Raw genomic sequence first — 23,600 nt, forward strand, 5'->3', positions numbered from 1 at the left:
GTATGAGGGGTAGCATCTCCCCTATGAACACAGCAGACCTGGGGCTGCCGGTGGCCGTGCCGTCGACTGCACTCTTCACCGACCAGTACGAACTCACCATGCTGCAGGCCGCGTTGCGGTCCGGCACCGCGGACCGGCACTCGGTCTTCGAGGTCTTCACCCGCCGGCTTCCCGAGGGCCGCCGCTACGGCGTCGTGGGCGGCACCGGCCGGGTGCTGGACGCGGTGGAGAACTTCCGCTTCGACGAGACGATCCTCGGCTTCCTCCGCGAGCGCGACATCCTCGACGAGCCGACGCTCCAGTGGCTGGCCGACTTCCGCTTCCGCGGCGACATCTGGGGCTACCCGGAGGGCGAGGTCTACTTCCCCGGCTCCCCGCTCGTGCGGGTCGAGGGCACCTTCGCCGAGGCGGTCCTCCTGGAGACGGTGATCCTCTCGATCCTCAACCACGACTCCGCGGTGGCCGCGGCCGCCTCCCGGATGTCGGTGGCGGCCGGCGGCCGCCCGCTGATGGAGATGGGCGCCCGACGCACCCATGAGCTGTCGGCGGTGGCCGCGGCCCGCGCCGCATACGTCGGCGGTTTCCACACCACGTCCGACCTGGCGGCCGGCTTCCGCTACAACATCCCCACCGTCGGCACCAGCGCCCACGCCTTCACCCTGCTGCACGACACCGAGCGGGACGCGTTCACCGCGCAGGTCGAGAGCCTCGGCAGCGGTACGACCCTGCTCGTGGACACCTTCGACGTCACCGAGGCGGTGCGCACGGCCGTGGAGGTGGCCGGCCCCGGCCTCGGCGCCGTCCGGATCGACTCCGGTGACCTGCTGCTGATCGCCCACCGGGTGCGCCAGCAGCTGGACGAGCTGGGCGCCACCAAGACCAAGATCGTGGTCACCAGCGACCTGGACGAGTACGCCATCGCCTCGCTGGCCGCCGCGCCGGTGGACGCGTACGGCGTCGGCACCCAGCTGGTGACCGGCAGCGGGCACCCGACCTGCTCGATGGTCTACAAGCTCGTCGCCCGCGCCGACAGCGAGGAGCCCGGCGCCTCGCTGCGGCCGGTCGCGAAGAAGTCGATGGGCGCCAAGACCTCGATCGGCGGCCGCAAATGGGCCGCGCGCCGGCTCGACGAGGACGGTGTGGCCGTGGCCGAGGTCATCGGCACCGGGCCGGTCCCGGCGGAGCTGGCCGACCGGCAGCTGCTGGTGCCGCTGGTCAGCGGCGGCAAGGTGGTGGCCCGCGAGCCGCTGGACGCCGCCCGCGACCGGCATATCGCCGCCCGCGCCCAGCTGCCGCTGTCGGCGACCCAGCTCTCCCGCGGCGAGGCCGTCCTGCCCACCGAGTACGTCTGACCCGGCGCCACCGCCCGTGAGCGGGGTGCCGGGCGGCCGCCGCCCCACACCGCGCCCGGCGGCCGTCGCGCCGCCGGGCTCCGGACCACTCCCGCAATCCCCGTCCAGTGGCTACCCTCGGTCACACCATCACTCCGCGCCCCTCCCCCGATTCCCAGCCGGAAGGCACGCACCATGCACCGGGCATTGATCGTCGTTGATGTGCAGAACGACTTCTGCGAGGGCGGCAGCCTCGCGGTGGCGGGAGGTGCGGATGTCGCGGCGGCCATCACCGATCTGATCGGCCAGGCGGCCTGCGGCGGCTACCGCCATGTCGTGGCCACCCGGGACCACCACATCGATCCCGGCGACCACTTCTCCGACACCCCGGACTACGAGCACTCCTGGCCGGTGCACTGCGTGGCCGGCACGGAAGGCAGCGGCTTCCACCCCAATTTCGCCCCGGCGATCGCCTCCGGCGCCATCGACGCGGTCTTCGACAAGGGCTCCTACACCGGCGCCTACAGCGGTTTCGAGGGCGCGGACGAGAACGGCAGCTCGCTCGCGGACTGGCTGCACGCGCACCGCGTCAGCGAGGTCGATGTGGTCGGTATCGCCACCGACCACTGCGTGCGCGCCACCGCCCTGGACGCGCTCAGGTCCGGGCTGCGCACCCGCGTCCTGCTGGATCTGACCGCGGGCGTGGCCGCGCACACCACCGAGCGGGCGCTGGAGGAGCTGCGCGCGGCCGGTGCCGAGCTGACCGGCAAGCCGGTGGTCCTCGGCGGCTGAGCCGCCCGCTGGGCCCGTCAGGCGGCCGATGCGGGGCGCTCGTCGTCCCCGTCCGGCTCCTCCCCTCTGCCCGGGAGGGCCGGATTCCGCAGCAGCGCCCGTATCGGGTGCCACGACTCGGTGTCGTCCTCCGGGGCCTCGCGCCAGACCAGGCCGTCCGGATGGTGCAGTACGGCCGTGATCTCGTCGGGTGTGGGCGGCTCGGTGTTGCCGCGCAGGTAGACGGCCCGCAGCCCGAGATTGCGCAGCCTGGTCAGGGCGCGCTGTCGGTTCACGGCGTGGACCAGGACCCGCACCCGGCAACCGCAGTCGTACAGGCCGGCCCGCGCCCCGTGGGGCGGTCTGGGCAGCGAGAGGGCGACCACCACGCTTCCGCCAGGAAGCCTGATGAAACCACCACCGGACATCGTCATATCTCCCCCGTGAGACTTCGCGTCAACAAGGAACTGTAGAACGCATCTAAACGCGAATCAGCCGCCGCCCGCTAGGGGGCGGCGGCTGAATAGCCTCTGACCTGCGATTTTACCTTTTACTTACCGGCTGCCCCGACCCGAAGCGTCACCGCGGAGCCGTCCCGGGCCTCGTTGGTGATCTTGATCCGGGTGTTGGTGTCAGGAACGATCACACCGCCGGTCGGGTTCGCCTTGTCGTAGTAGACGCCGTGCCGGTCGTCGAAGAGCGTCACGCCCGGCTTCGACTTGATCTTGACCGTCTTGCCGTCCTTGTGGAGGGTCAGCGCGTCGGTCCTGAAGCGCGTGAAGGTCGAGTCGTAGGACTGGAAGCGGTTGCGCATCAGCTTGCCGTCGGTCCACCGCTCGGCCTTGGGGTGCGCGTCGACCGGCAGGATCTGCCCGAAGCCGGGGTGCTGGCCGACGTTGTTGTCCGGCTGCGAGGTGTCCCACAGCCAGATCAGTACACCGTTCTGGTAGGGGAAGTGCTCCACCCAGCCCGGCTTGGCGGTGGTCCAGCCGAAGTTGTACGGGCCGACCTTGAGGGTCTTGTCGTACGACACGTACTGGCGGTTCTCGGCGAGGTAGTACTGCGGGTAGTCCTTGGTGAAGGACGCGCCGATGCGCGAGAAGCCCTTGCTGGTCCAGCCGTTGTCGCCGTTCTCGGCGTTGTCGCCGAAGAGCGGCTGGCCGTCGGCGGTGACGCCGATGCTGTCGGCCGCGAAGCCCTTCTGCGCCGCGCCGCCGTCGGTCTGGTAGCGGAAGCGGAGGTCGATCTTCTTGCCCGCGTAGGCGTCCAGCGGGTAGGCGAGGTCCTGGTAGGCGTCGACGGTCCCGGTCAGGGCGGGCTTGTCGCTGCCGTCGCGCGGGATGGCCTTGCCGCCCGCGGTGCCGTCGAGGGCCGTCCAGTTGTTGCCGCCGTCGGTGGAGACCTCGGCGTAGAGGTAGTCGTAGTCCTTCTCGATGTCCCACCAGCCCTTGAGCGTCAGCGACGCCTTGGCCTTACCGGTGAGGTCCACCGGCCGGGACAGGGTGTTCTTCAGGTCGTTGCCCATGTCGCTCCACCACTGGTGGGAGCCTTCCGCGGGCGCGACGATGTCGGTCTTGACCTGCTTGGCGGGCAGTTCGACGACCACCGCCTGCTTGTTCTTGGTGTTGTACTCGGCGACGCCCAGCTTGTGGGTGGACTTCTTCCCGGCCTTCGCCTTGCCGTAGTTGAGCCAGCCCAGCTGCAGCTTGTCCCAGGCGCTCATGTCGCCGGGCAGGTCGCCGATGGAGTTCTTGCCGGTGCCGAGCCAGGAGCCGCCCGACATCAGCGACCAGAAGTCCACCGAGGATTCGCCGGTGCCGCTGGTGTCGTACTCGTCCGGCAGGCCCAGGTCATGGCCGTACTCGTGGGCGAAGACGCCGAGTCCGCCGTTCTCCGGCTGCATGGTGTAGTCGCCGACCCAGATCCCGGTGTCGCCGATCTGGGTGCCGCCCGCCTTGTTGGCGCCCGGACCGGTCTTGCCGGCGTCGGTGCCGTACGCGTACCAGCGGTGCGCCCAGATCGCGTTGGTCTTCTGGACACCGCCGCCCGCGGACTCGTCCTCGCCGGCGTGCACGATCTGGAAGTGGTCGATATAACCGTCGGGCTCGTTGAAGTTGCCGTCGCCGTCGTGGTCGTAGCGGTCCCACTGGTCGTACTTGGCCAGGTCGGTCTTGATCTGGGCGTCGGTGCGGCCCTTGGCCTTCTGGTCCTTGGCCCACTGGTTGGTGCCGTCGCGGATCAGGTCCCAGGCGCTGGCGCAGTTGGTCTGGCCGCAGTAGTTGGAACCGTAGCGGGCCTCGTTCGAGTCCACCTTGACCCAGTCGGAGACCTCGCCGTTGACCGAGTAGCGGCCGGAGGACTGCTTCTCGTAGTACTTGGCCAGCGACTGCTTCTTCTTGTCGTGCGAGAAGTAGAGGTCCTGGAAGTGCTTCTGGTTGAAGTCCTTCTGCCAGGCCGTGCTGTTGTCCTTGGCACGGTCCGGCTGGGCTATCCGGTTGTGCAGCGGGCCGGGATCGCCGCCGTACTTCTTCACCGGCGGCTTGGGACCGTCGCCGTCCGGGTCGAACATCGTGGTGTCGTCGACCTTGTCGCCGAAGTCCACGAGGATGGTGAAGATCTTGTCGGTCTTCTGCCGGGCGAGCTCGACGTACTTGCTCTTGCCGAGCTTGACGACCTTGGAGCCGCCCCGCTCGGTCGCCTTGGCGTCGCCGGAGATGACCTCCTGGAGCGCTTCCTTGCGCGCGGCCGCCTGCCGGTCGCTGAAGGGCCCCTTGAGGTCATGGTCCACGGCCCGCTCGGGAGCCGGGTCATGGCGCCCGGCTACGGACGACGGGCCCTGCCCATCGGCCGCGGCCACCCCCGAAGACAAAGCGGCCGCCCCGATCGCGGCGATTGCCGTGGCCAGGGCGGCCGATCTGAACACCGTTCTGTGTTCTCTCACTTGGCGCTGTCCTCCCCTTCGAACCGGTCACTGTTCGAGGGCATTCGACCGGAACTACGGGGAAAAAGACAGGTCTTGACTTGGGCACGTCAGCGAAGTACGTTACTTGGTCCGCGAGTTACGGGTATCGGACACCGGACGGCAGCGTCACGTCGGGCGTCATCTCCTGCGGCAGGGACCGGGTGTATATGCCCGCTGGGCATGCGCCCCCGCCCCCAACAGCCATGACGGCAGCGCGTATGCACACGCGAGGCGGCATTGTGCGCCCCCCGTGCACCCGAACCGTGGGTTAGGTCACGCTTACTTGGCGTTCCGTTCGGGCAGTAACGACCGTAGGCTCGTTTGATGGCGCGCCCTTGACCGACACCCCCCTGCCGACCCTCCGAGGACGGATTCCGTCATGCCTCGACCGACTGCCGCACAGCTCGCCTACGGTTCGGCCACCGTCTTTCTCTCCACCCTCGCGATGCTGCTGCTCTCGCAGACGCAGACCGGGGTCGGGGTCGCGGTCATCGCCATCGCCGGGCTCGGGCTCGGGCTGCTGGTCGCCATGACGGTCCCGATGCCCGGGGTGCCGCGGGTGGTCCTCCGGCGTCTCGCACGGGCCAAGGCGCCCGCCGCGCCCGCCCCCCTGCGGGCCGTACCGACGCCGCCCGAGCACGTTCGGCCCGTGGCGGCGCCTCCCCTCGCCCGCTGGGGAAACCTCACCGGCCCGGCTGCCGCCACGGACACCCGGGTCGGCGAGCACTCACGCTGACGGGGCGCCGCCCGTCTCCGTGGATACCACCACGGTCTTCGCCGCCTTGTCGTGCAGACACTGGTGGTACGGCTTGTCCCAGGTACACCACAGGACGTTGACCAGCCAGAAGATGAAGCCGCAGCACGGGATGATCTCCGGGAGCGTATAGACAGCGGCCCGGGTCCAGCCCGCCTGGTTGGTCGGGATCGAGCCGTTCGAGAGCATCGCCACCCGGATCTTCATCGCCATCTTGCCGAGGGTCTGGCCGCGACTGGAGAGCATCAGCCCTTCGTAGATGAGATACGCCAGCATGGTGACGCCCGATACCGTCGACTGCCTACCGGCCTCCACGCTGTCGGTGCTGAAGTAGTCCACCCCGCCGACGATCAGGGTCATGATCACGGACACCGGCACACCGATGATGATCGCGTCGATGATGCGCGCCACGAGGCGCCGGCCGCGGTTCGCCAGCGGCGGCATCCCGGCCAGCGGATCGGCCGGGCCGGGCTGTCCGCCGTACGGATCGCCGGCATACGGGCCGCTGCCGTACGAGGGCGGCGGGGGCGGCGGGGTGCCACCGGGCGGCGGGGGCGGCGGGCCTCCCGGGGGTGGCGTACCGCCCGCGCCGCCGCCCGCAGCGTCTCCACCCGCAGCGCCTCCGCCCACGCCGTTGCCGCGCGGAGCGTGGTTACGAGGCGAGCCGTTCTCACGGGGAGAGCTGTTACGGGGAGCGCCGCCCGCCGGGGGCTCCTGCGGCTTCTTCAGGAACGGGTCGTTCTCCGGTGGCTCACCGGGGCCGGGCCGGGGCTGGTCGGTACTCATGGCCCGAGTCGACCCCTTGTCAGGGCCCGCCGCATCCGGCGAAGTCCGTTCGGGGGACGGAAACCGCCCGTCGGGAAGCGGTGTGCCGCGGCGGCGCTCGGCCGCCGCGGCACGGTCACGGACGGGACGGGCGGACGGCCGCCCCGGCGAGGTGCCTCAGCCGGAGGCGACGAACGTCCGCGCGACCTTGTCGTGCCAGCACTGGCGCCACGGCCGGTCGAACACGCACCAGACGACGTTCAGCACACCGACGACGAGCACGCCGAGCACGCTGTAGACGAACCAGCGCTTGAGCGCCGCCCCGAGGGTCGGGGTGTCATGGCCCTCGATGTCCAGGACCCGTACGCCGCACAGCTTCTTGCCCAGGGTGCGGCCCCACTTGAGGGTCGGCAGCGCCTCGTAGAGCGCACCGCCGATCAGCAGGACGGCCAGGATCGTGGCGAGGACCGGGATGGTGGTGCCGTCGATCAGATAGACCGTCACCTGGCGGCCGGACTGCTTGGCCGCCTCGACCTTGGCGTCGATGTGGTCCGTGACGGTGCTCCACATCGGGACGGCCACCGCGGAGGTGAGCGCGCCCAGCACCAGCGTGTCGATCAGCCGGGCCGCCAGCCTGCGGCCGAGGCCCGCCGGGTGGCCCTGCGCAGCCTCGGCGGCGGCTTGGAAGGGATCGGCGGCGGCCGGCGGCTTCCAGGGGATGACGCCGTCGGCGTCGGCGCCCTGCGCGCCGGACCCGGCCGGTGCGGTACCGCCCTGCGGCGGGAAGCCGGCCGAGGGGGCGGACGCCTGCGGACCAGGGGTCTGCTGCGCCGGGCTCTGCGGGGCGGGGTGCTGCGCGGGGCTTTGGGGAGCCTGGTGCTGCGGGGCCTGGTGCTGCGGGGCCTGGCGGCCCTGCTGCTGGGCGCCGACGGACGGCAGCGACTGCGGGGAGCCCTCAGCGGGCGCGGCGGACGGGGTACGGCCGCCGCCCGCGACCCGGATCGCCATCGTCTCGCCGCCCTTGGCGGGCTTGCCGGCGTCGGGCCGTACCGCACGGATCGCGGTGGTGCCCTGGTCTTGGGAGTTCCCGCCGCGGCGGGCGGCCGGGTTCACGGCCCGGATGGCGACCGTCCCGTCGGTGGGGCGCTCCGGGCGCGGGGCGGGCGAGGACGCACCGGGCGCCTCGCCGGCCGGTGCCTCGGCACCGGCCTGCTCCTCGCGCTGCGGCGGCACCGCACCCCAGGAAGGCGCGCCCGACGGCGTACCGGGGGGCGCCTGGTCCGGTGAGCCCCAGGAGATCCGGCGGTCGGTCTCGTTGCCGTAGCCGCCCTGCCGGGAGGCGTCGGCCTGCCAGGCGGCCGCCGGTTCGGGGCTGGTGCCGTGCAGCCTGGCCGGGTCGTCCCAGCCGACCGCGGGCCGGGCCTCGACCTCGCCGCTCCGGCGTACGGCCGGCACCGCGGAGCCGCCGGCCGCCTCCTCCTCGTCGAAGAAGACCGGGCCGGTCTCCTCGACGGCGGGGGCGGACGGCGGGGCCATGCCGGGTGGCGGCGCGGGCATCGCCTCGCCCTCGGCGGGGGCGGGCCGGCTGGTACCCGGCACCCATGCGGCACCGTTCCAGTACCGGATGTAGCCGGGGATGGACGGGTCCGGGTAGAAGCCTGGCGTGGGGCTACCGCCGGCGGATCCTGAGGTAGGAGCGCTCATGTCCGAAGTCCCGTATCTGTACTCGGCCTGGTGGGTGTGGGATGCAGTCTGCCGCAACGCGGCGTCCACATCTATCAGACCCCGGTTGCATCGGTGCCCATGCCCGCCCACGACCACCTGTAAGAGGGGCGGCAAAAAAGTTGTACGAAGTCGTGTAATGGTCCGGCGCCCGGCGCCTCTTCCTCTATGCGGGCCCGGTACCGGGTGTCCGCGGGGAGCGGAGAGAGGCGGACGTCATGCACACCGTGGTGGAGCGAGAGTTGGAGCTGGGCCTGGTCCTGTCACCGGAGCGGAGCGTTCCGGTGCCGGCCCGGCTGACGTACCGGACGGACGACCCGTACGCCGTCCGTGTCACGTTTCATATCGGTTCGCACTCCCCGGTCAGCTGGACCTTCGCCCGCGAACTGCTCGTCGAGGGCGTGTTCCGACCGTGCGGCAACGGCGATGTGCGGGTGTGGCCGACCAAGCTCGACGGCCGCAGCCTGGTCTGCATCGAGCTGGACTCGCCGAACGGCCAGGCGCTGCTGGAGGCACCGGCCGCCGCGGTCTCCGCATGGCTGGAGCGCAACCCTGCGGATGGTGCCGCCGGGGTCCGAGCAGCGGCATCTGGACCTCGACAAAGGGCTGGGCGACCTGCTCGCCATGGCGTCGTCGGACGATCTGTGGCCGAGCGGCCCGCGGCCCTCGGACGAGTCCCCCGAGCCCGGGGCGTAGGGGGTGACGGACCGGGCCTTCGGGGGACGGGACGGGGAGGCCGGCGCCGCACCGCGCCGGCCCGGTGGAATGTTCCCGGGGGCCGCGCTGTTGGGCGCGGTATGAACGAGAGCTACCGCGCACGGACGGGTCAGGACACCGGCTCCACGGCGTACGGCACCGGTGTCGCGGTGTTCGGAACCGGCTCCACGGCGTACGACGCGGACTACTACGAGCACGGCGCCGCCGCCGACCGCTGGGCGCGGGCCCAGCTGTTCTTCGAGGCGAAGGACTTCACGGCCGCGGCCCGGATCCTGCGCGGCGTGGTGGACGAGGACCCGCGGCCGGTCGCACCGCGGCTGCTGCTCGCCCGCGCCTACTACCACTCCGCCCAACTGGGGCGCGCCGAAACCGAGTTGCGGGCCGTACTGGACCGCGATCCGGTCGAGGCGTACGCCCGGCTGATGCTGGGCCGCACCCTGGAGCGCCAGGGGCGTGCCGGCGAGGCCGCCGGGCAGCTGCGGATCGCCGCGGCGCTGGGCGCGGACGTCTGAGCGCCCCTTCGCGACGCCTCAGCCGCGGTACGCCTCCAGCAGCCGCAGCCACACCTCGCTGATCGTCGGGTAGGAGGGCACCGCGTGCCACAGCCGCTCGATGGGGACCTCGCCGCTCACCGCGACCGTCGCGGAGTGCAGCAGTTCGCCGATCCCGAAGCCGACGAAGGTGGCGCCGAGCAGCACCTCACGGTCCAGGTCGACGACCATCCGGGCCCGGCCGCGGTAGCCGTCCGCGTACAGGGCCGCCCCGGAGACGGCCGCCAGATCCTGGTCGACCACCCGGGTGCGGTACCCGGCCTCCTCCGCCGCGGCGGCGGTCAGGCCCACCGAGGCGGCTTCGGGGTCGCTGAAGACGACCTGCGGGACGGCGAGGTGGTCCGCGGTGGCGGCGTGCGCGCCCCAGGGGTCGGACTCCAGGATCGGGATGCCCCGGGCGCGCGCGGAGATCGCGGCGCCGGCGATCCTGGCCTGGTATTTGCCCTGATGGGTCAGCAGCGCGCGGTGGTTGACGTCGCCGACGCCGTAGAGCCAGCCGCCGGTCACCCCCGTCACCCGGAGGCTGTCGTCGACGTCCAGCCAGGAGCCGGGGGTCAGGCCGACCGTCTCCAGGCCTACGTCCTCGGTGCGCGGGGCCCGGCCGGTGGCGATCAGCAGCTCATCGGCGACGATCTCGTCGCCGGAGTCCAGCTCGACGGTGACCGGGCCGCCCGGGGCTTCCCTGCGCACCGCGCGCACCTCGACGCCGGTCCGCAGGAAGACCCCGGCCTCGGCGAGCGATTCCGCGACCAGACGGCCGGCGAAGGGCTCCATACGGGGCAGCAGCCCGTCGCCGCGTACCAGCAGCGTCACGGAGGAACCCAGGGCCCGCCAGGCGGTGGCCATCTCGACGCCCACCACGCCGCCGCCGACCACGACCAGGCGGCCCGGCACGGCCTTGGCGCTGGTGGCTTCGCGGCTGGTCCAGGGCCTGGCCTCGGCGAGCCCGGGGATGGGGGGCAGTACCGCGCGGCTGCCGGTGCACACCGCGACCGCATGCCGCGCGCTGAGCACCCGTCCGCCGTCGACGACCACCCGCCGGGGCCCGGCCAGCCGGCCGGGGCCGCGTACCAGGTCGATGCCGGCCGAGTCCAGCCAGCGGACCTGTCCGTCGTCCTTCCAGTAGGAGACGAACTCGTCTCGGTGCGCGAGCACCGCGGGCACGTCCAGCGGCACATCCGCGGCGTCCTTGAGGCCGGGGACCCGGCGCGCCTCGGAGCGGGCGGTGACCGGGCGCAGCAGGGCCTTGCTCGGAATGCACGCCCAGTAGGAGCATTCGCCGCCGACCAGTTCGCTCTCCACCACCACCGCGCTCAGCCCGGCGGCGTGCGCCCGGTCGGCGACGTTCTCACCGGTCGGCCCCGCCCCCAGCACGATGACGTCATACGCCTCATCAGCGGCTTTGGTCGCTTCGGTCGCTGCCATCGGCTCTCGCTTCCTGCGTCGGCATGAGGTGGCCCGGCGGGTCCTTCTGGCCATCCTCTGCCCAACGGGGCGTCAGCGCATCCGGCGTTCGACCGCTTCCTTGGCCTCGACGAGGTCGGAACCGGTCACCTCGCGGTGCACCTTGATGGCCTGGATCTTCTTGCCCTGCGCCAGCAGGGCGTCGATCTCGGCCATCCTGGGGTGCTCCGGCTCGACGATCCCGGCCTGCACGAGCAGCAGGTCCATCTTGCGTTCCAGCCGCTGGAGCCGGGTTTCCAGCCGTTTGGCCCGGCGGTCACTGGCCAGCGCGGCCGGGTAGGCGCCGAGCAGGAGGACGGCTATGGCAATGAGGGACGCGGATTCCATGGCGGCACTCTACGAGGCGGCGGCGCGTGCCATGAACACGGCAGTCGCCGCGGGGCCGTGCACGGTGCCGCGGACGGCCGGTGCGCCGTCGGTCAGGATCTCGCACTCGGCATAGGCGTCCGGCCCGTCGAGGGTGAGGGTGAGCATCGGCATGGCACCCACGCCCCGGGCGTCGGTCACCACGAACCACGGCAATTCGGGCCGGACCACCTGCTGTTCGCCGCCGGAGTCACCCGGCGCCTGGACGGCGTAGGTGAGGTCGTCGACGCCCTGGCCGGTCACGCGGAAGGTGACCATGCCCTCGCCGGATCTGTGCGGATCGTTGATCGTCATGGGGGCAGTCAACCGTCCTTTCCCTTGCCGTGTACATCCGGGCCCTGGCCCGTGCGGCGGCGTTCGGGGGCGCCGGATCAGGGCAGATGCAAGATCTGGGTCGTCACGAGGTAGAAGACCACGGCCCAGAACACCATCACCGCGGCGACGGTGCCGAGGCCGACGAGGTTGGTCTTCGTCGCCGGTGCGTCCGGGCGTGGCCGCAGCCACCGCCTCAGCAGCGGGTTCACGTAGAAGGGCATCGTCACGAAGCTCATGATGAAGCTCGACAGCAGGTTGCCCACGAGCAGCCCGAGCCAGAGCGGCATCTTCAGCGGTGACAGCAGGAGCGTCAGCAGCACCACGGTCGGGTACAGGCCGACCCAGACCGCGACGGAGGTTTTGGTCTCCGAGGGCGGCGGCGCTTCCCTGCCGTTCTTCTCGAAGGCGAACCAGCTGCCGAACGAGCTGTCGATCGTGCGCATGCGGAAGTCGTGGAACCTCTCGCCCTCGGCGAGAAGTCCCTGCCGCTCGGGCGACGTCAGCCAGGCATCGAGGTGCTCGGCGCTGTCGAATCGGTACAGCGTGGTCCATTCGTCCTGAAGCCCCTCGACCGGACGGAAGAGTTCGGTTCCGCGAAAACCTTCGAAGGCGCTCTCCTCCCGGTCCATATGGCGCTGCCAGGCGAGAAAGGCGTCGACGTGATCCGGGTGGACGCGGTGGGTGACCACAACGGTCACCAGCGGGTCCGGTGGCCGTATGCCGCCGCTGACGACCTGCTGGGTTGCCGGGCCGTCACGATAGGCGCTGCCGCGGTCGAGAAAGCTCTGCCGGGTGGCGCTGTTGATCCACGCTTGCAGATGGGCTATCGAGTCGAATCGGTAGACGACCAGCCAGTCGGGTTGCAGGGGTGTCGGCCGGGAGATCTCGGCGCCGAGAAAACCGTCGTAGTCGGCGGCAGCGGCGTTGAGGTCCTCCTGCCACGCTTCGAACTCCCGCTCCAGTCCGGGCCGGACCTTCTGGCCGATGATGACCGTCGCCTCGGCACCTTCCGACCTTCCGGTGGTCATGTGCGCAGGCCCGTCGTCACCGACGCGCTTTCGCCGAGCCGTCGGTAGATGCGTTCCGGTGTCAGGGGCAGCGCGCGGTAGCGGACGCCCGTGGCGTCATGGAGCGCGTTCGCCAGCGCGGGGGCCACCGGGTTGATACAGCATTCCGCGATCCCCTTCGACCGCAGGGGTCCGACGGAATCCGCCGAGTCCACCAGCAGCACGTCGGTGCGGGGGACGTCGGCGTAGGCGGGGATGCGGTAATTGCGGAAGTTCGGGTTGACCATGACCCCGTTCGCGTCGACATGGTGGTTCTCGGTGAGGGCGAAGCCGATTCCCTGGGCGACACCGCCTTCCACCTGTCCCCGGACCTGCGCGGGGTTGATGATGACGGCGGCGTCGGTCGCCTGGACGCTGTAAAGAATGCGGATCTCCCCCGTCACCTGATGGACGGCGATGCGGAACCCCTGCGTATTGGAGGTGACGCTGCGGGGTGAGCCGTGGGCCTTGCGGGCGGCGGTGAACCGGATGCCGCGCGCTCGGGCGGATGCGACGAGCTCCGCCAACGGCACCCGCCGGTCACCGCAGAGGACGCTCTCGTCGTCCATCGAGCACATCACGAGATGCTCACCTGTGTACGCGGCAGCGAATTCCAGGATGCGGTCGCGCACGGCATTGGCCGCTCGGAGTACCGCGTTGCCCGCCACGAAGAGGCCGGCACTCGCGAAGGCACCGGTGTCGAATCCCGTGCGGTCGGTGTCGGATTGCACCAGGCGGATCCGCGACGGGGTCGTGCCCAGCTGGTTGGCCGCGATCTGGACATGCGCGGTCGACGTACCCTCGCCGAATTCGACGGTGCCGACGGCCAGTTCGTACACGAGGTCGTCGCCCAGCGTGACCCAGGCCTCGGAGAGGTGTTCGGTCGGCGGCGCGGTCTCGTGCAGGGAACTCGCGACTCCGGCCCCGACGAGCCACCCGGGGCCGGGCGGCGGCTCATCCGCGGTACGGGCCATGGCCTCGTCCACCAGGTCGATGCACTTCGCGAGCCCGTCCTCGGTGAACACCACGTCGTCGGGGCCCTCGTGCAGGGCGAGGAGCGGATCGCCCGGCCGCACGATATTGCGCCGTCGCAGTTCGAGCGGATCCATGTGCAGGGCGCGTGCGAGTTCGTCCATCGCCGATTCCACGGCGAACGACGGCTGCGTCATCCCGTAACCGCGCAGTGCCCCGCTCGGCACGGTGTTGGTGTAGACGGAGAACGCGTCGTACTTCTTGTGCGGGCAGCGGTAGAGCATGAGAGCGGCGCCGCCCGCATACAGCGTTTCGCCGGCATGATTGCCATAGGCGCCCGTGTTCGACACGGTGCGGACCTGGAGCGCCGTGAGCGTTCCGTCCGCCTTCGCGCCGAGCTTGACCGTCAGCGTCATCGGATGCCGTGGCGACGCGGTGGTGAACTCCTCCTCCCGGGTGTACTCGAAGGCGACCGGCCGCCCGGTGTCCAGGGTGGCGAGCGCCACCAGATCCTCCGAGATCACTTCCTGTTTGCCGCCGAAGCCGCCGCCCACGCGGGCGCAGAACACCCGGAGCCGGTCCGGGCGCAGCGCGAACAGATGGGCCAGTTTGACCTTCCCGATCGACGGCGACTGCGAACTGGTGCGGACGTTCAGGCGGCCGTCCTCCATCCAGGCGATCGAGCCGTGGGTCTCGAGATGCGCGTGCTGCACCCGTGGGGAGAAGTACGTGCCTTCGTGGATCACGTCGGCCTCGGCGAACCCCGCGTCGATATCGCCGAGGTGCGAATGGATCTCCACCAAGGTGTTGTGGACGGGGTCGAGGACGAAGGGGTCCACCGCGCCGTGCAGTTGTGGCGCCCCCTCCGCCCTTGCCTCTTCGGGGTCGAATACCGCCGGCAGCACCTCGTATGCCACGACGACCCGTCGGCAGCCCTCTTCTGCCGCCCCGACGGAGTCGGCCAGGACCGCGACGACGCGCTGGCCGACGAAGCGGACGGTGCTGTCGAGGACACAGGTGTCGTCCGGATCCACGAGATGGTCGGTGTGGATCGCCGTGGTGAAGCGCCTGCGCGGCACGTCTTCCCAGGTGTAGACGCGATGTACGCCGGGAACCGCGAGCGCGGCGGTCTTGTCGATCGAGACGATCCGGGCGTGCGCGTGGGGTGAGTGCAGCACCTTGAGGTGCAGCATGCCGTCGAGGTGCGTGTCCATCGTGAACTCGGCGCGACCGGTCACCACGTCATCGGCCGCCGGCGCACCGACGCTCGTCCCGACGGCTTTTCCCGGCGCGGCCTTCGCCACGCCGACGACGCCTTTCACGGCATCCTCGATCGCTCGATAACCGGTGCAGCGGCAGAGGTTGCCCTTCAACGCCCGTGGCAGGTCCGCCTTCTGAGCCTCGGTGAACGTTGCCGACGTCATGATCATCCCTGCGGTGCAGAAACCGCACTGGAATCCCGGGGCGTCGCGGAACTGCCGCTGCACCGGATGCAGGTTTCCCGGGGACCCGATCCCTTCGATCGTCGTCACCGCACGGCCGTCCGCGCGGAACGCGGGGGTGATGCAGCTGTGTACCGGACTGCCGTCCAGCCACACCGTGCAGGCACCGCAATCGCCCGCGTCGCAGCCCTTTTTGACGCCGTGCTGGCCGAGGGCCCGGAGGAAGGTGCGCAGGCACTGACCGGGCTCCGGTTCTTCGTCGAAGCGCTTGCCGTTCACGAGGTAGGTCATGCCGGGCCCCCAGCCGTGAGTTCGCGACGGATCTCTTCGGCGAAGTGCCGTGTCAGATGTCGGCGGTGGTCGGGAGTCCCGTTGGGATCGTCGAACCAGACGTCGGCAGCGAGGGCGTCGATGCTCTGCTGCAGCGTCCGGGCGTCGGGCACGGTGTCGAAGGCCATGCGCACCGGCCGTGTGGTGCCGGCGGTGACGGTGAGCAGCAGATCGCGCGTTCCCGGCGTTTGCGTACCGATGAGGAATACCGTCGAACGGCCGAGGCGGGTCAGCGAGAAGCTGCGGTGCGCGGTGCGTTTCCGCAGGGCGTGCGCCGGAATGTGGATGCGCCGCAGGATTTCCCCGGGGGCCAGAATGTTTTCCTTGTTGCCGGTCACAAAGGTGAGGGCATCGACGGTGCGCGCGGAACCGTCAGGAGCCCACAGCTCGTACTGTGCCTCCAGTGCGACCGTCAGCGTGATCATGGGGCCGGCCGGCAAGGACATGCAGATATTGCCGCCGACCGTCGCCGAGCTCCAGACCTTGAACGAGGACAAGAACGCCTCGCAGCTGTGCCTGAAGAGGGGGCCCGCGGTCCACTCCTCCGGCAGCGCATGGGCGTACAGCTCGCTGATGGTGCAGGTGGCGCCGATTCCGAGGCCCGCTTCGCCCGGGACGAGGGGTTCCCAACGCAGCGCCGTCAGGTCGATCAGGCGGCGCAGGCCCGGCTGCTCCACGGAGAACAGCCAGGTTCCGCCGGCGAGCCAGGCATCTCCCGCCCGCCAGTCCGCGCCAGGCCGGTCGGACGGTCGCCGGACGACTTCGGTGATGGTGTTGAGGTCCATGGGAACTGATCTCCCTCACGACGAAAATCGTGCGCGCGGGGAACGGCGCAACCTCAAGCGACGGAATCCATATATGGCCGACGCGGTCGAAAAATGGCCGCCGCGGTCGAACTCCTCACGAAAGGACCGGCGGACGCAAATATTCGTGTTCAGGATAGGCAGAAAGGTCCGCTCTTGCCACGTCACAACCCCGGCGGGAAATCAGCATTTCTGCGCGCGCCCGCAACGACGAGTAAAATGACCGACCGCACGGCACGGAACGGCGCCGGGGCCCGTGTGCTTCAGAAGAGCTTTCCGGGGTTGAGAATCCCCAGCGGGTCGAAGACGTCCTTGATGCCGCGCTGCAACTCCACTCCCACCGGCCCCAGTTCCCGCGCCAGCCACTCCTTCTTCAGGACACCGACGCCGTGCTCACCGGTGATGGTGCCGCCCAGTTGCAGGCCGAGCGCCATGATGTCGTCGAAGGACTCGCGGGCCCGGCGGGACTCGTCGGGGTCGGCGGCGTCGAAGCAGACGGTGGGGTGGGTGTTGCCGTCGCCGGCGTGGGCGCAGACGCCGATGGTCAGGCCGTACTTCTCGGCGATGGCGGCGGTGCCGTCGAGCATCTCGGCGAGCCGGGAGCGCGGGACGCAGACATCGTCGATCATGGTGGCGGATTTGACCTGTTCCAGCGCGGTCAGGGTCAGCCGGCGGGCCTGCAGCAGCAGATCGGACTCGGCGGCGGTCTCGGCGGGTACGACCTCGGTGGCGCCCGCCGCGGTGCACAGCTCCCCGACGGCGGCGAGGTCGGCGGCCGGCTCGGGGGTGTCGAAGGCGGCCAGCAGCAGCGCCTCGGTGCTGTCCGGGAGGCCCATCTGCGCCATGTCGTTGACCGCGCGGATGCTCGTACGGTCCATCAGCTCCAGCAGCGAGGGGGCGTGGCCGCGGGCCATGATCTCGCAGACGGCCTGGCAGGCGGCCGCGGTGGAGGGGAACTCGGCGGCCAGCGCGAGCTGTTGCGGCGGCTCCGGCTTGAGCGCGAGGACGGCGCGTACGACGATGCCCAGACTCCCCTCGGAGCCGACGAACAGCCGGGTGAGGTCATAGCCCGCGACGCCCTTGGCGGTGCGCCGGCCGGTCGTCAGCAGCCGCCCGTCGGCGAGGACGACGTCCAGACCGAGGACGTACTCGGCGGTGACCCCGTATTTGACGCAGCACAGGCCGCCGGAGGCGGTGCCGATGTTGCCGCCGATGGAGCACTGCTCCCAACTGGAGGGGTCCGGCGGGTAGTAGAGGCCGTGTTCGTTCACCGCGCGGGACAGGACGGCGTTGATGACGCCGGGCTCGACGACCGCGATCCGGTCGACGGGGCTGATCTCGATGATCCGGTCCATCTTGACCAGGGAGAGCACGATGCAGCCGTCAGAGGCGTTGGCGGCGCCCGACAGGCCCGTGCGCGCCCCCTGCGGGACGACCGGGACCCGCAGCTCGGAGGCCGTCCGCATGATGTGCTGGACCTCTTCGACGGTGCGCGGCAGGACGACCACGGCGGGCGTCCCGGCCTCGCAGAAACTCGCCATGTCGTTGGCGTAGGAGCCGGTGACGTCGGGATCGGTGAGGATCGCTTCACCCGGAAGTCCGGCGCGCAGCCGTGCGATGAGGTCCATACCCTCAGCCTCGCACCCATGGGCCGCACACGGAAGATCGTGTACGGCCCACGGGTCCGCTCAGCGCGCAGCGTGGTCTTCCGGGGGGTGCGGGTCGGGTGACGGGCGGGCGGTCAGAGGTTGCCGCGCAGCTCCTGCTCCCGCTCGATCGCCTCGAAGAGGGCCCTGAAATTGCCCTTGCCGAAGCCCATGGAGCCGTGCCGCTCGATCATTTCGAAGAACACGGTCGGCCGGTCCTGGACCGGCTTGGTGAAGATCTGCAGCAGATAGCCGTCCTCGTCGCGGTCGACCAGGATCTTCAGCTCACGCAGCGTCTCCACGGGCACCCGGGTCTCGCCGGCCCACTCGCCGAGGGTGTCGTAGTAGGAGTCGGGGGTGTTCAGGAACTCCACACCGGCGGCGCGCATCGCCCGGACGCTGGCGACGATGTCATTGGTGGCCAGCGCGATGTGCTGGACGCCGGGGCCGCCGTAGAACTCCAGGTACTCGTCGATCTGCGACTTCTTCTTGGCGATCGCGGGCTCATTGATCGGGAACTTGACCTTGAGCGTGCCGTCGGCGACGACCTTCGACATCAGCGCGCTGTATTCGGTGGCGATGTCGTCGCCCACGAACTCCTTCATGTTGGTGAAGCCCATGACCTTGTTGTAGAAGGCCACCCACTCGTTCATCTTGCCGAGTTCGACGTTGCCGACGCAGTGGTCGATGGCCTGGAAGCGCCGCGGGCCGGTCTCCACCAGCGGCTCGGCGGCGACGAAGCCGGGCAGATAGGGGCCCTGGTAGCCGGCGCGCTCGACGAGGGTGTGCCGGGTCTTGCCGTACGTGGCGATGGCCGCCAGGACGACGGTCCCGTGCTCGTCCTCGATCTCGTAGGGCTTCTCCAGGCCGGTGGCGCCGTGGGCGACGGCGTGCTCGTAGGCGGCACGGGCGTCCGGGACCTCGATGGCGAGATCGATGACACCGTCGCCGTGCGCCGCGACATGGTCGGCGAGGAAGCGGCCCCACGCGGTGCCGGGCTTGATGACGGAGGTGAACACGAACCGGGCGCCGCCGGATTCGAGCACATAACTCGCGGTCTCGCGGCTGCCGTTTTCCGGGCCGGAGTAGGCGACGCGCCGCATGCCGAAGGCGGTCGAGTAGTAGTGCGCGGCCTGCTTGGCGTTGCCGACGGCGAAGACGACCGCGTCCATCCCCTTGACCGGGAAGGGGTCCGCCTGCCGGGCCGTGTCGGGGGCGATGGGCTGGGGGTGCATCGTGGTGTCTGCCATGCCCGCAGAGTCCTCCCGATCCACAAGGTGCGCAATAGTTTGCGAATCCTCTGGGCATTATGCCTAGCAAAAGCCCGAAGCGGCCGAGCTATCTGTACATGATGACCATCAAAAGGGATGGAGCGAGCGATGGCGATCGATCATTTGGACGGGGCGCTGCTGGAGCTGCTCGCCGAGGAGCCGCGGATCGGCGTCCTGGAGGCGTCCCGGCGGCTGGGGGTGGCACGCGGGACGGTCCAGGCCCGGCTCGACCGGCTTCAGTCGAATGGAGTGATCCGGGGCTTCGGGCCCGATGTGGACCCGGCGGCGCTCGGATATCCCGTGACCGCATTCGCGACACTTGAGATCAAACAGGGCCAAGGTAATGATGTACGGGCCCATTTGACGACCGTTCCCGAGGTGCTGGAGCTGCATACAACGACGGGACATGGGGACATGCTCTGCAGGCTCGTTGCCCGGTCCAACGCCGATCTACAGCGGGTGATCGACCGGGTTGTGGGCTTTGATGGGATCGTGCGGGCATCAACGGCAATCGTGATGGAAAATCCGGTTCCGTTGCGGATCATCCCGCTGGTGAAACAGGCATCGGGAGACTGACCGAGGAGACCGAGTGAGCTTCTGGGAGTACGTCGGCACCCGGCACAGCCAACTGCTGACGGATACGTATCAGCACGCCAGCGCGGTCTTCCAGTGCATGGTGCTCGCCACCGTGCTGGGGGTCTTCATCGCCGTGATGACCTATCGCAGCGAATGGGCGGGCAACCTCGCCACCACCTCGACCGCCACCATCCTGACCATCCCCTCCCTGGCCCTGATCGGTCTGCTGATCCCGATCGTCGGCCTGGGCGTCCCCCCGACGGTGATCGCGCTGACCCTGTACGGGCTGCTGCCGGTGGTCCGTAACGCCATCGTCGGGCTGCGCGGGGTGGACCCGGACCTCGTCGACGCGGCCAACGGCATCGGGATGTCCCGCACCGCCCGGCTCTTCCGCGTCGAGCTGCCGCTTGCCTGGCCGCCCATCCTCACCGGCATCCGGGTCGCCACCCAGATGCTGATGGGCATCGCCGCCATCGCCGCCTTCGCCTCCGGCCCCGGCCTGGGCAATGAGATCTTCCGCGGGATCGCCTCGCTGGGCAGCGCCAACTCCCTCAATCAGGTGCTCTCCGGCACCCTCGGGATCGCCATCCTCGCTCTTCTCTTCGACGCCGCCTACGTCCTGATCGGACGCCTGACCATCTCCAGGGGGATCCGTGCCTGAGACGCCCGAGACCACCACCACCTCCGGTGCGAGCATCCAGCTGGAGAACCTGACGAAGATCTATCAGGGGAACCCCGTCCCCGCGGTGGAAAGCGTCAACATGGAGATCAAGGCCGGCGAGATCGTGATCCTCGTGGGGCCCTCGGGCTGCGGTAAGTCCACCACCCTGAAGATGATCAACCGGCTGATCGAGCCGAGCTCCGGGCGGATCCGGATCGGCGACGAGGACGTCACCGACATGGACCCGGTCAAGCTGCGCCGCACGATCGGCTACGCCATCCAGTCGTCCGGCCTCTTCCCGCACATGACGGTCGCCCAGAACATCGCACTGGTCCCGAAGATGATCGGCTGGTCTCAGTCGAAGACCAAGAACCGGGTCGAGGAGATGCTCGACCTGGTCGGCCTGGACCCGCGCGAATTCCACGGCCGCTATCCGCGCCAGCTCTCCGGCGGCCAGCAGCAGCGCGTCGGGGTGGCCCGTGCCCTCGCCGCCGACCCGCCCGTCCTGCTGATGGACGAGCCGTTCGGCGCCGTCGACCCGATCACCCGCGACCACCTCCAGGACGAGCTGATCCGGCTCCAGCACGAGCTGCACAAGACCATCTGCTTCGTCACCCACGACTTCGACGAGGCCATCAAGATCGGCGACCGTATCGCGGTGCTCCGCGAGCGCTCGCACATCGCCCAGTTCGACACCCCCGAGGCCATCCTCACCAACCCTTCCGACGACTTCGTCTCCGGCTTCGTCGGCGCGGGAGCGGCACTCAAACGGCTCAACCTGACCCGCGTACGGGACGTCGGCGTGGTCGACTTCCCCACCGCCACGGCCGATGACCCGCTGGAGTCCATCTTCGACCGGCTGCGCTCCGGCTCCCACAACGAACTGCTGCTGCTGGACCCCAACCGCCGCCCGTACAAGTGGCTGCGCCGCGGCGATCTGGCCCTCGCCAAGGAGTCGCTGGCACGGGCCGGGACGCCGGTACAGCACACCGTGACCCGCGATGCGACGCTGCGCGACGCGCTGGAGGCGGTGCTCACCGACAGCGCGGGCCGGGTCGCGGTCACCGGCCGGCGCGGCGAGTACATCGGCGTGGTCGATATGGAGACGCTGATGAACAACGTCCAAGAACTGCTGGAGGCCGACCGGATGGAGGCCCTGGAGCACCAGCACCAGCTCCAGGAACAGCGCGCCCGACAGACGCACCTGGAACAGGAAGGCCTGGAGGCATGAGCCCCCGCGACGGGAGCAGTCCGCGGGACAGCGAGCACCCGCCGAGCGACCACGAGGCCTTCGCCTTCCGTGACGACGTCGAGATGCAGGAGCGGGAACGGGCGGCCGGTGAGGCGCCCACCGCGCCCGCCACCCCGGGCCGGCGCCGGATCAGCTGGCAGAAGTGGACCTTCATGCCGGCCTTCCTGGTGGCCGCGCTGCTCGCCACCTGGCTGTGGTTCCGCGGCGCCCGCCTGGACTCCATCGCCCATCAGGCGGTCGACAACGGCAAGGTGTGGCTGGCGCTGCAGCAGCACATCGAGCTCACCGCGATCTCCACCTTCTTCGTGCTGATCATCGCGATCCCGCTGGGCATCGCGCTGACCCGGTCCAAGCTGCGCAAGGCCACTCCGGTCGCGATGGCCTTCGCCAACCTCGGGCAGGCCATCCCGGCCCTGGGTCTGCTGATCCTGCTGGTCATCTGGCTGGGCATCGGGGCCCGTTCGGCGATCGTCGGCATGGTCATCTACGCCGTGCTGCCGGTCCTCGCCAACACGATCGCCGGGCTGCGCGGCATCGACCCGACGCTGACCGAGGCCGCCCGCGGCATCGGTATGTCCTCCACCCTTGTGCTGACCAAGGTCGAACTCCCCCTGGCCGTACCGCTGATCCTGGCCGGCGTCCGCACCGCGCTGGTATTGAACGTCGGCACCGCGACGCTGGCCACCTTCGGCGGGGGCGGCGGCCTCGGTGACCTGATCTCTGCGGGGATCGTCACCCAGCGGATGCCCGTACTGATCCTCGGTTCCGTGCTCACCGTGGCGCTCGCCCTGCTGGTCGAATGGCTGGCTTCGCTCGCCGAACTGCTGCTGCGGCCGCGCGGACTGGAGGCAACGGCATGAGGAATCACCCGTGTCCGGCCCCGCGCCGCCGTCCCGGAAGGCGCCGGGGAGCCCGCTTCGTCGTCACGCTGCTCGCCACCGTGCTCAGCGGCTGCGGCCTGGTCAGCGGCAGCGCGATGAGCGACACCGTGCTGCCGGGGCCAAAGGCCGGCTACCCGGACCGCCCGCTCACCGGGGCGCAGCTGACCGTGACCTCGAAGGAGTTCACCGAGCAGATCGTCCTCGGGCAGATGATGGGCATCATCTTCGAGGCGGCCGGCGCCAAGGTCATCGACAAGACCAGCATCCAGGGCTCGATCGGCGCGCGGGAAGCGGTCAGGTCCGGCACGGCGGACGCCGCGTACGAGTACACCGGCACCGGCTGGATCACCTACCTCGGCCACACCAAGCCGATCGTCGACCCGCAGAAGCAGTGGAAGGCGGTCCGCGACGAGGACCGGAAGAACGGCATCGTCTGGCTCCCGGCCTCGACGCTGAACAACACCTACGCGCTGGCGCTGAACACCGCAAACCAGAAGAAACTGGGCGTGCACAACCTCTCGGAGGTCGCGACGCTGTCCCACAAGAACCCCGGCGCCGTGACGATGTGCGTGGAGAACGAGTTCGCCACCCGCAACGACGGCCTGCCGGGCATGGCGCGGGCGTACGGCATGAACGTGCCCTCCGGCAACATCCGCAAGATGACCGGCGGCGTCGTCTACACCGAGACGCAGAAGGGCACCTGCGCGCTGGGCGAGGTCTTCACCACCGACGGCCGCATCAAGGCGATGCATCTGCACGTCCTGGCGGACGACAAGCACTTCTTCCCCAACTACAACGTCGCGCCCGAGATCAACGCGGCGGCCCTGAAGAAGTACCCGGCGATGGCCGAGGTCCTGGCCCCGGTCACCAAGGCCCTGAACAACACCGTCGCCCAGGAGCTGAACCGCAAGGTCGATGTGGACGGCCAGGACCCGCACGAGGTCGCCAAGGACTGGCTGATCCGGGAGGGGTTCATCAAGGAGGGGTGAGGCACGGGGCGGG

General features: G+C 70.0%; 21 protein-coding genes and 1 pseudogene. 10 read left to right on the top strand and 12 right to left on the bottom strand.

What is annotated here, in order from left to right; all coding sequences use genetic code 11:
• The first annotated feature begins 23 nt into the window (after window positions 1–23).
• On the top strand, window positions 24–1,352 hold the full coding sequence (locus tag ACGFWI_RS20110) for a nicotinate phosphoribosyltransferase (protein ID WP_393907316.1): 1,329 nt from the start codon (window positions 24–26) through the stop codon (window positions 1,350–1,352).
• A 174-nt stretch (window positions 1,353–1,526) separates the two neighbouring features.
• Window positions 1,527–2,123, top strand: a complete 597-nt coding sequence (locus tag ACGFWI_RS20115) for an isochorismatase family protein (protein WP_393907317.1) — start codon at window positions 1,527–1,529, stop codon at window positions 2,121–2,123.
• A 17-nt stretch (window positions 2,124–2,140) separates the two neighbouring features.
• On the opposite strand, the gene ACGFWI_RS20120 is transcribed toward ACGFWI_RS20115, so the two are convergent.
• Together ACGFWI_RS20120 and ACGFWI_RS20125 are read right to left on the bottom strand one after the other, a co-directional pair.
• On the bottom strand, window positions 2,141–2,530 hold the full coding sequence (locus ACGFWI_RS20120) for a hypothetical protein (RefSeq protein WP_393907318.1): 390 nt from the start codon (window positions 2,528–2,530) through the stop codon (window positions 2,141–2,143).
• A gap of 122 nt (window positions 2,531–2,652) precedes the next feature.
• On the bottom strand, window positions 2,653–5,043 hold the full coding sequence (locus ACGFWI_RS20125; RefSeq protein ID WP_393907319.1) for an immune inhibitor A domain-containing protein: 2,391 nt from the start codon (window positions 5,041–5,043) through the stop codon (window positions 2,653–2,655).
• A 400-nt stretch (window positions 5,044–5,443) separates the two neighbouring features.
• Between ACGFWI_RS20125 and ACGFWI_RS20130 the strand changes: the two genes are divergently transcribed.
• Window positions 5,444–5,800, top strand: coding sequence for a hypothetical protein (locus tag ACGFWI_RS20130; protein WP_393907320.1), 357 nt, complete (start codon window positions 5,444–5,446; stop codon window positions 5,798–5,800).
• Here the strand turns inward: ACGFWI_RS20130 and ACGFWI_RS20135 are convergent.
• A complete protein-coding gene (locus ACGFWI_RS20135; protein WP_393907321.1) occupies window positions 5,792–6,604 on the bottom strand; it encodes an RDD family protein in 813 nt (270 codons plus the stop codon). The two genes, ACGFWI_RS20130 and ACGFWI_RS20135, sit on opposite strands and share 9 nt — an antisense overlap.
• 156 nt (window positions 6,605–6,760) lie before the next feature.
• Window positions 6,761–8,287, bottom strand: coding sequence for an RDD family protein (locus ACGFWI_RS20140; RefSeq protein ID WP_393907322.1), 1,527 nt, complete (start codon window positions 8,285–8,287; stop codon window positions 6,761–6,763).
• A gap of 236 nt (window positions 8,288–8,523) precedes the next feature.
• Here ACGFWI_RS20140 and ACGFWI_RS20145 point away from each other — a divergent pair.
• A pseudogene (locus ACGFWI_RS20145) lies at window positions 8,524–9,001 on the top strand (SsgA family sporulation/cell division regulator).
• A 101-nt stretch (window positions 9,002–9,102) separates the two neighbouring features.
• Complete coding sequence (locus ACGFWI_RS20150; RefSeq protein ID WP_393907323.1) at window positions 9,103–9,534, top strand: tetratricopeptide repeat protein; 432 nt, start codon at window positions 9,103–9,105, stop codon at window positions 9,532–9,534.
• A gap of 18 nt (window positions 9,535–9,552) precedes the next feature.
• On the opposite strand, the gene ACGFWI_RS20155 is transcribed toward ACGFWI_RS20150, so the two are convergent.
• The 8 genes from ACGFWI_RS20155 to hppD all read right to left on the bottom strand — a co-directional run bounded on the left by ACGFWI_RS20155 (window position 9,553) and on the right by hppD (window position 19,207).
• The gene (locus ACGFWI_RS20155; RefSeq protein WP_393907324.1) at window positions 9,553–10,998 is read right to left on the bottom strand and encodes a dihydrolipoyl dehydrogenase family protein; all 1,446 of its coding nucleotides are present in this window, start codon (window positions 10,996–10,998) and stop codon (window positions 9,553–9,555) included.
• Window positions 10,999–11,070: 72 nt separating this feature from the next.
• A complete protein-coding gene (locus ACGFWI_RS20160) occupies window positions 11,071–11,364 on the bottom strand; it encodes a ribosomal protein L7/L12 (protein WP_393907325.1) in 294 nt (97 codons plus the stop codon).
• 9 nt (window positions 11,365–11,373) lie between these two features.
• A complete protein-coding gene (locus tag ACGFWI_RS20165; RefSeq protein ID WP_393907326.1) occupies window positions 11,374–11,697 on the bottom strand; it encodes a hypothetical protein in 324 nt (107 codons plus the stop codon).
• Between the two features lie 77 nt (window positions 11,698–11,774).
• A complete protein-coding gene (locus tag ACGFWI_RS20170; protein WP_393907327.1) occupies window positions 11,775–12,746 on the bottom strand; it encodes an antibiotic biosynthesis monooxygenase in 972 nt (323 codons plus the stop codon).
• Window positions 12,743–15,469: a molybdopterin-dependent oxidoreductase gene (locus ACGFWI_RS20175; RefSeq protein ID WP_393907328.1), complete on the bottom strand. Its 2,727-nt coding sequence runs from the start codon at window positions 15,467–15,469 to the stop codon at window positions 12,743–12,745. Before ACGFWI_RS20175 ends, ACGFWI_RS20170 begins: the two co-directional genes overlap by 4 nt.
• Entirely contained in the window at window positions 15,466–16,293 is an 828-nt protein-coding gene (locus ACGFWI_RS20180) for an FAD binding domain-containing protein (protein ID WP_393907329.1), read from the bottom strand. Before ACGFWI_RS20180 ends, ACGFWI_RS20175 begins: the two co-directional genes overlap by 4 nt.
• A gap of 281 nt (window positions 16,294–16,574) precedes the next feature.
• Window positions 16,575–17,939 (bottom strand): FAD-binding oxidoreductase, encoded by a 1,365-nt coding sequence (locus ACGFWI_RS20185; protein WP_393907330.1) that lies wholly within the window; start codon window positions 17,937–17,939, stop codon window positions 16,575–16,577.
• A 113-nt stretch (window positions 17,940–18,052) separates the two neighbouring features.
• A complete protein-coding gene (hppD, locus tag ACGFWI_RS20190; RefSeq protein WP_393907331.1) occupies window positions 18,053–19,207 on the bottom strand; it encodes a 4-hydroxyphenylpyruvate dioxygenase in 1,155 nt (384 codons plus the stop codon).
• A gap of 129 nt (window positions 19,208–19,336) precedes the next feature.
• Here hppD and ACGFWI_RS20195 point away from each other — a divergent pair, with 129 nt between their 5' ends.
• The 5 genes from ACGFWI_RS20195 to ACGFWI_RS20215 are packed head-to-tail and all read left to right on the top strand — an operon-like array spanning window position 19,337 to window position 23,587.
• Entirely contained in the window at window positions 19,337–19,804 is a 468-nt protein-coding gene (locus tag ACGFWI_RS20195; protein WP_069567503.1) for an Lrp/AsnC family transcriptional regulator, read from the top strand.
• Between the two features lie 13 nt (window positions 19,805–19,817).
• Window positions 19,818–20,465 (top strand): ABC transporter permease, encoded by a 648-nt coding sequence (locus ACGFWI_RS20200; protein ID WP_393907332.1) that lies wholly within the window; start codon window positions 19,818–19,820, stop codon window positions 20,463–20,465.
• Window positions 20,458–21,696, top strand: coding sequence for a betaine/proline/choline family ABC transporter ATP-binding protein (locus tag ACGFWI_RS20205; protein ID WP_393907333.1), 1,239 nt, complete (start codon window positions 20,458–20,460; stop codon window positions 21,694–21,696). The genes ACGFWI_RS20200 and ACGFWI_RS20205 overlap by 8 nt, the downstream gene beginning before the upstream one ends.
• Window positions 21,693–22,577, top strand: a complete 885-nt coding sequence (locus tag ACGFWI_RS20210; protein WP_393907334.1) for an ABC transporter permease — start codon at window positions 21,693–21,695, stop codon at window positions 22,575–22,577. The genes ACGFWI_RS20205 and ACGFWI_RS20210 overlap by 4 nt, the downstream gene beginning before the upstream one ends.
• Window positions 22,574–23,587: a glycine betaine ABC transporter substrate-binding protein gene (locus ACGFWI_RS20215; RefSeq protein ID WP_393907335.1), complete on the top strand. Its 1,014-nt coding sequence runs from the start codon at window positions 22,574–22,576 to the stop codon at window positions 23,585–23,587. The genes ACGFWI_RS20210 and ACGFWI_RS20215 overlap by 4 nt, the downstream gene beginning before the upstream one ends.
• Window positions 23,588–23,600 lie beyond the last annotated feature (13 nt).

Source organism: Streptomyces sp. NPDC048434, assembly GCF_043200375.1.
Lineage (GTDB): Bacteria > Actinomycetota > Actinomycetes > Streptomycetales > Streptomycetaceae > Streptomyces.

Excerpts from the sequence above, each read along its gene's own strand:
- ACGFWI_RS20110 (WP_393907316.1), top strand. The coding sequence starts at position 24 with ATGAACACAGCAGACCTGGGGCTGCCGGTGGCCGTGCCGTCGACTGCA.
- ACGFWI_RS20115 (WP_393907317.1), top strand. The coding sequence starts at position 1,527 with ATGCACCGGGCATTGATCGTCGTTGATGTGCAGAACGACTTCTGCGAG.
- ACGFWI_RS20120 (WP_393907318.1), bottom strand. The coding sequence starts at position 2,530 with ATGTCCGGTGGTGGTTTCATCAGGCTTCCTGGCGGAAGCGTGGTGGTC.
- ACGFWI_RS20130 (WP_393907320.1), top strand. The coding sequence starts at position 5,444 with ATGCCTCGACCGACTGCCGCACAGCTCGCCTACGGTTCGGCCACCGTC.
- ACGFWI_RS20135 (WP_393907321.1), bottom strand. The coding sequence starts at position 6,604 with ATGAGTACCGACCAGCCCCGGCCCGGCCCCGGTGAGCCACCGGAGAAC.
- ACGFWI_RS20140 (WP_393907322.1), bottom strand. The coding sequence starts at position 8,287 with ATGAGCGCTCCTACCTCAGGATCCGCCGGCGGTAGCCCCACGCCAGGC.
- ACGFWI_RS20150 (WP_393907323.1), top strand. The coding sequence starts at position 9,103 with ATGAACGAGAGCTACCGCGCACGGACGGGTCAGGACACCGGCTCCACG.
- ACGFWI_RS20155 (WP_393907324.1), bottom strand. The coding sequence starts at position 10,998 with ATGGCAGCGACCGAAGCGACCAAAGCCGCTGATGAGGCGTATGACGTC.
- ACGFWI_RS20160 (WP_393907325.1), bottom strand. The coding sequence starts at position 11,364 with ATGGAATCCGCGTCCCTCATTGCCATAGCCGTCCTCCTGCTCGGCGCC.
- ACGFWI_RS20165 (WP_393907326.1), bottom strand. The coding sequence starts at position 11,697 with ATGACGATCAACGATCCGCACAGATCCGGCGAGGGCATGGTCACCTTC.
- ACGFWI_RS20170 (WP_393907327.1), bottom strand. The coding sequence starts at position 12,746 with ATGACCACCGGAAGGTCGGAAGGTGCCGAGGCGACGGTCATCATCGGC.
- ACGFWI_RS20175 (WP_393907328.1), bottom strand. The coding sequence starts at position 15,469 with ATGACCTACCTCGTGAACGGCAAGCGCTTCGACGAAGAACCGGAGCCC.
- ACGFWI_RS20180 (WP_393907329.1), bottom strand. The coding sequence starts at position 16,293 with ATGGACCTCAACACCATCACCGAAGTCGTCCGGCGACCGTCCGACCGG.
- ACGFWI_RS20185 (WP_393907330.1), bottom strand. The coding sequence starts at position 17,939 with ATGGACCTCATCGCACGGCTGCGCGCCGGACTTCCGGGTGAAGCGATC.
- hppD (WP_393907331.1), bottom strand. The coding sequence starts at position 19,207 with ATGGCAGACACCACGATGCACCCCCAGCCCATCGCCCCCGACACGGCC.
- ACGFWI_RS20195 (WP_069567503.1), top strand. The coding sequence starts at position 19,337 with ATGGCGATCGATCATTTGGACGGGGCGCTGCTGGAGCTGCTCGCCGAG.
- ACGFWI_RS20210 (WP_393907334.1), top strand. The coding sequence starts at position 21,693 with ATGAGCCCCCGCGACGGGAGCAGTCCGCGGGACAGCGAGCACCCGCCG.
- ACGFWI_RS20215 (WP_393907335.1), top strand. The coding sequence starts at position 22,574 with ATGAGGAATCACCCGTGTCCGGCCCCGCGCCGCCGTCCCGGAAGGCGC.